Source organism: Gemmatimonas sp. (genome assembly GCF_041689975.1).
Taxonomy (GTDB): domain Bacteria; phylum Gemmatimonadota; class Gemmatimonadetes; order Gemmatimonadales; family Gemmatimonadaceae; genus Gemmatimonas.
On sequence record NZ_JBDNFF010000130.1, the window covers coordinates 1 to 4979 of the forward strand.

Sequence of the window (4979 nt, forward strand, 5' to 3'; positions counted from 1 at the left end):
CACCGAGGTGAGAACGAGGCGTCGCATCGACTGGATCTCCGTAAATGGGAAGACAGGAAAGCAAACGTGGCGCCCGGAGGTCCGGGCGCCACATTGCGGATCACTGTGCCGTGAAGCCATCAGGCGGCCTCACGACGTTACTTCGGGATGAAATTGATGTTGGTCTCTTTCTCCGACCGCGGTGTGGCGAAGCACAGATCGCGGCCGGGGATTTCTTCCTTGGAATCGAGCGCACCCGGGCGGCTCAGCGCGTCCCAACGACGCAGGTCGCCAAGACGACGGCCTTCGAGCCACAGTTCGATGCCGCGTTCACGCTTGAGCGCCGCCCACCCTTCGGTGAGGTTGGCGGCCGTAACCGGCGCCAGCGACAGCGCTATACGACGGCCATTGATCGACGTGAGCGCACCAGCGAGGTCGCTCGCGACAAGTTTCACTTCCGCTTCGATGAGACGCATCTCCCAACCGGTGGAGAGATTGATCGGCGACGAAAGCGTAGGATACTTGGTCTGGATGTACCAGCGCACGCGACCGAGCGTGCCGACCGCTGCATCGCCGACCAGGATGGTGAGGCTGCTGTCGAAGGGCACGCGAGGATCACGTGTGGCCCGGCGATGGGTCTCGATATACGTGTTCCACACCGTATGCGCGCGATACGGCTGATTGGCGCTCGCCCAGAAGATCCGATTGTTCTGATCGAGCTCGGTCTGGTAGTACGGCATCTGGTACGCGTACGTGCTCGGCACGGCCGCCGCGTCGGTGGCGGCGCCGACTGTATTGTTGCGAAGTAACCGAACCGATGCCCTGCCGGCGGTGGCGGCCCGTACGAGGTTGATGTTGTTGACGGCCGTCGCGACCGTGATCGCCTCGGTGAAGTTCGCTTCAGCGCGCTCGAAGTAGACCGTATGCGGTCCTGGGGCTCCCCCGTTGATCACGCCTTGACAGAAATTCTCACCGAGATGGCGATTGGAGTACCCGGCCCAGACGAGCGCCTGGGCCAGCGTCGCATTGTTCGCCGACGCGGTACCGAGCACGGTCTTGATGCGCGTGACGGCGTCTTCTGCGGTCCACCGCGCGCGCTGGGAAAAATTCCACCAGTTGCCGCCGTCGTCGTCGCTCAGTTTGCCGTTCTGCTGCTGCACTGAAATGCCGAAAGCACCGGTCGACCCGCCGGGGAAAATCTCACGGGTCACCGCGCCGCCAGTGTACGACGTCCAGTTGAGTGCTTCGGAGAGGTCTCGGCCGGTGCCGTTCACGAGTGAACTCAGCGCCGTCGGCGAATTCAGTGCTTCGGCCCGGATCGGCCCGGGGTTCACGGCATCGAGCGCGCAGCCCGGCAGCGCGGCGATCACGCACAGCGGGGCCACGGCGCGAAGCACGCGGAACGACAGCGTCGCGCGACCTGAGGAAATCGAAGTAAGCATCAGCATGTTCCTCAGTAAGAGATGCGGAGTGACATCAGGAAGACCGCGGGCGCCGGGATCTGCTCGTTGATGCCGCGCACGACCGCGTTGAACGAATCGTTGTTGGTCATCTCAGGGTCGAAGAGCGGCATGCCGAAGTTGCTACGGAAGATGTTCTGCGCCGAGAATACGAACACGCTGCTGGCGGTACGCGGAATCAGCTTGCCGAGCGGCACGGTGAGCGAGATGTCGCGAATGCGGAAGAAGTCCGCTTTGAAGATGAACATGTCCGACCGGACGTTGGCCGGAATACAGGTGAGCGTTTCACGCACCGTGATCGGCTGACTCGCCGCGATGTTCTTGTAGGCGTCGAAGCAGGTGGGCCAGAGCACCGAACGGGAGAGTGCGTTGAACGACGCGCCCTCTTCGATGTAGTGGCCACCTTGATACTCACCGCGTACCGACAGGCTCACGTTCTTCCAGCCGCGGATGCTGACGTTGCCACTGATGATCTTGGTCGGCTGGCTTGGCCCGAAGTCGTAATTCGACGCGGTGTCCGGCGCCACACCACGTGCGTCGGCATTGCGGATGATCTTACCGCGCACGACCGCTGCCGGCTTGCCTTGCACTACCCATCCCGAGTTGCCGACGGTGAACGCCGGCGCTCCACCGAGGCTGACGACGTTGCTGACGTTGGTACTGAAGTTGAGTCCCGCCTTCAGGCCGAACGACTGGCGATTGATGACGTCGTGGTTGACCGCGAGCTCGACACCCGATTTCTGCAGCTCACCGACGTTTCGCAACGTGTTGTTGAGGAAACCCTCACTTGGCACAGATCGAACGCTGAAGAGGGCGTCGGTGGTCGTGGCATTGAAGTACGTGAAGTCGACCGACGTCCGACCACTGAACAACGACTGATCGAAACCGAGCTCGATTTCAGTGGTCCGTTCCGGGCCCAGATCGGCGTTGCCGAGGTTGAGCGGGCGCACGGCCGACGCCGACCCCCAGGGAAGCGGGCTGTACGTCCGCACACCGTCGAAGGCTCCGGGGGCGCGACCAGCGGAGCCGAGGGCGCCGCGCAACTTGAGCGTACCGTACTTTTCCGTCCAGAATGACTCGTCGGAGATCACCCAGGACCCGTTGATCTTCGGATAGAATTGCAAGCCGAAGTCCTGCCCGAAGGCGCTATTCCCGTCGAGCCGACCACCCACGGTCACGAAGTAGCGGTCCTTGACGCCGAACAGCACCGTGCCGAAAGCGCCGCCCGTGATGATACGCTGGCGATTCTCGTCGGCGTTCCTGATGGCGCCGCTAGCTACGGTCGGATCCGAGGGCGTGGCGAAATTCTGGGAGAAGGCGACGACGTCACCCACCAGAGAGTTGACGTACTGCGTACCCGCCGACGCCGTGACCTTTACGCTGCTGCCAAGATTGAAATCGTAGTTGTTCACCCAGTCCGTGCTGAGCGTGGTGTTCGCCCAGCGCTGATTCTGGATGACACCGAACGGAGCGGCCGGGAAGCCGAACGGCCGGACATTCCGGTTCTCCAGTGCCGCGCGATCAAAGCCGACGGTGAATCGGCTGGAGAAGCGGGTGAACGGGGTGAACGTGCTCGTGATGCCCATGATCAAGCGATCGATATTCGTGGCCAGTTTTTGTTGGAGCACCTGACGGATCGTATCGGCATTGGCGTTGCCGAAGTAGTTACGGTCGCGGCGGAAGGCATTGAGCGTAATGCCTTGCGCGTTGTTTCCGGCCGGCGTTTGATCGATGAGATTGTTGGTGTACGCGCTGCTCCAGTTCATGGCCAGCTTCTTCATGGGCTGGAAATCGAGATTGGCCCGCACCTGATACTTGCGGTCACGGTCGTTGGGCAATACGCCGTCGGTGTTGTCGACATTGGTGGAGAGCAGATATTTCAGGTTGTCACCCGTACCACCGGACACCTGAATCGATGTACCGTAGCGTGCGGCGTGATTGCCGAGCCCCGGGATCCATCCGGTCCCTTCGCTATTGCGCAGAAAGGGATCCATGAAGAGCAGCGGCGCCGAGTCGGTGCCGAACGGCCGCAGGCTACTCACGCCACCGTTGAAGCGGACCTGCCATTTGGCCGCACCACCGGCGCCGCGCTTCGTGAAGATCTGGATCACGCCAGCGGCGGCGTCCGTGCCGTACAGCGTAGCGGCGGCCGCGCCCTTCACGATCTCGATGCGATCGATGTCGTCGGGGTTGATGTCGTTGAGCGGGCTGGAATTCGAGTTGGCGCCGCGCTGTGTGGTGCCGGTGAAGATACCGTTGCGCGGATACTCGTCGCTGCGCGTTCGGACGCCGTCAATGAAGATCAGCGGCTGGTTGGTGAGCGACACGCTGGTCGTGCCGCGCAGACGAATCGCGGCGCCGCTACCGGCGTTGCCGACACCGCCGCCAACCGTAACGCCGGCCAGTCGCCCGGACAGCAGGTTCGACACATTCGTGGGGACTTCCGGGATGTCAGCGAGCTTGACCTGCGCGATGGAGTTGCCAACCTCGCGCTTGCGCGCCGAACCGCCGGTACCGGTGACGACGACTTCGTCGAGCGACAGCGCGCTCACGGTGAGCGCGAAGGTCACCGTCGTGGTGGCATTGGCCGTCACCACGATAGGCCTGTCGAGCGGCTGGTAGCCGATCAGGCGCGCGCGCGCTATCTGATTACCGGCGGGCACGGACGCCAGTGTAAACGCACCACTCGCATTCGTGATCGCTCCCAAGGTCGTGCCGGGAATCGCAATCTGCACATTCGCCAGCGGCGCCCCGGTACCGCTATTCGTAACGGTGCCACGAACGGTGCCGAGCGCGCCTTGCGCCTCGGTGGATAGTGGCGTGATCGAACTGCCAACTGCCAAGGCAGCGACCAGCACCGCGAAAGCTCGGCCGCCCACGTATCGGCAAAAGCGCATCATGACCTCCATAAAGGGAATGGGGTGAAGCGCGTCGCACTGCCCTGGAGGGGAGGCAGACGATATCTGGAAAATAGACACGCGACTATCTTCGACCCCGGGAGATCACTTGTCAATCACTTGGTCCTCACCAATCGCGTTTAGTCCCTCCCTGCATTCATCCCGACCCGCTACGAGGGCCGCTGTGCGCCGCGGTCCGTGGCCTTTCCCGTGCCCATTCCCGTTAGTGAGAAGTGCGCGCGCAGCAGTTCGCGCATGGCACTGGCCACCTCGTCTTCCATGGCAAAGAGGTTACCCTTCACGCCTTCCAGTCGATCGGCATACAGCGTGAACCCGTCGGCGGCATTCACCAGTCGGACGGTGAGACGGAATTTGTCCCCCTCCGTTTCGACCACGCCCTCCACCAGCGTTCGCACAGGAAGCCGCGCGGTATCGCCAGCGGCAATACGCTTTTGCAGCGCCTCCGCAGCCGAGCGGGAGATCACGCGCAACCCCTTCTCGCGCGACAACGCATCGGTGATGGCATCGGCGATCGCCTGGGCGGCGAAGGCCTGCGATGAATCGGCACTGAGGTAAACAAACGGGAGCACCGCCACACTGGGCGCCGTATCGAGTGCGGTCATCGCCGGCCGCACAGTGACCA

The 4979-nt window shown here is 62.8% G+C and carries 2 protein-coding genes and 1 pseudogene; all 3 read right to left on the bottom strand.

Annotated elements, in window-relative coordinates; all coding sequences use genetic code 11:
- Window positions 1-137: 137 nt before the first annotated feature.
- Complete coding sequence (locus ACESNG_RS08800; protein WP_373068617.1) at window positions 138-1427, bottom strand: RagB/SusD family nutrient uptake outer membrane protein; 1290 nt, start codon at window positions 1425-1427, stop codon at window positions 138-140.
- A gap of 5 nt (window positions 1428-1432) precedes the next feature.
- Window positions 1433-4348: a TonB-dependent receptor domain-containing protein gene (locus ACESNG_RS08805; protein ID WP_373068619.1), complete on the bottom strand. Its 2916-nt coding sequence runs from the start codon at window positions 4346-4348 to the stop codon at window positions 1433-1435.
- Window positions 4349-4506: 158 nt separating this feature from the next.
- Window positions 4507-4979 (bottom strand): annotated as a pseudogene (locus ACESNG_RS08810) (hypothetical protein); the annotation flags it as partial.

Coding starts and splice junctions, on each gene's coding strand:
- ACESNG_RS08800 (WP_373068617.1), bottom strand. CDS start 1,427: ATGCTGATGCTTACTTCGATTTCCTCAGGTCGCGCGACGCTGTCGTTC.
- ACESNG_RS08805 (WP_373068619.1), bottom strand. CDS start 4,348: ATGGAGGTCATGATGCGCTTTTGCCGATACGTGGGCGGCCGAGCTTTC.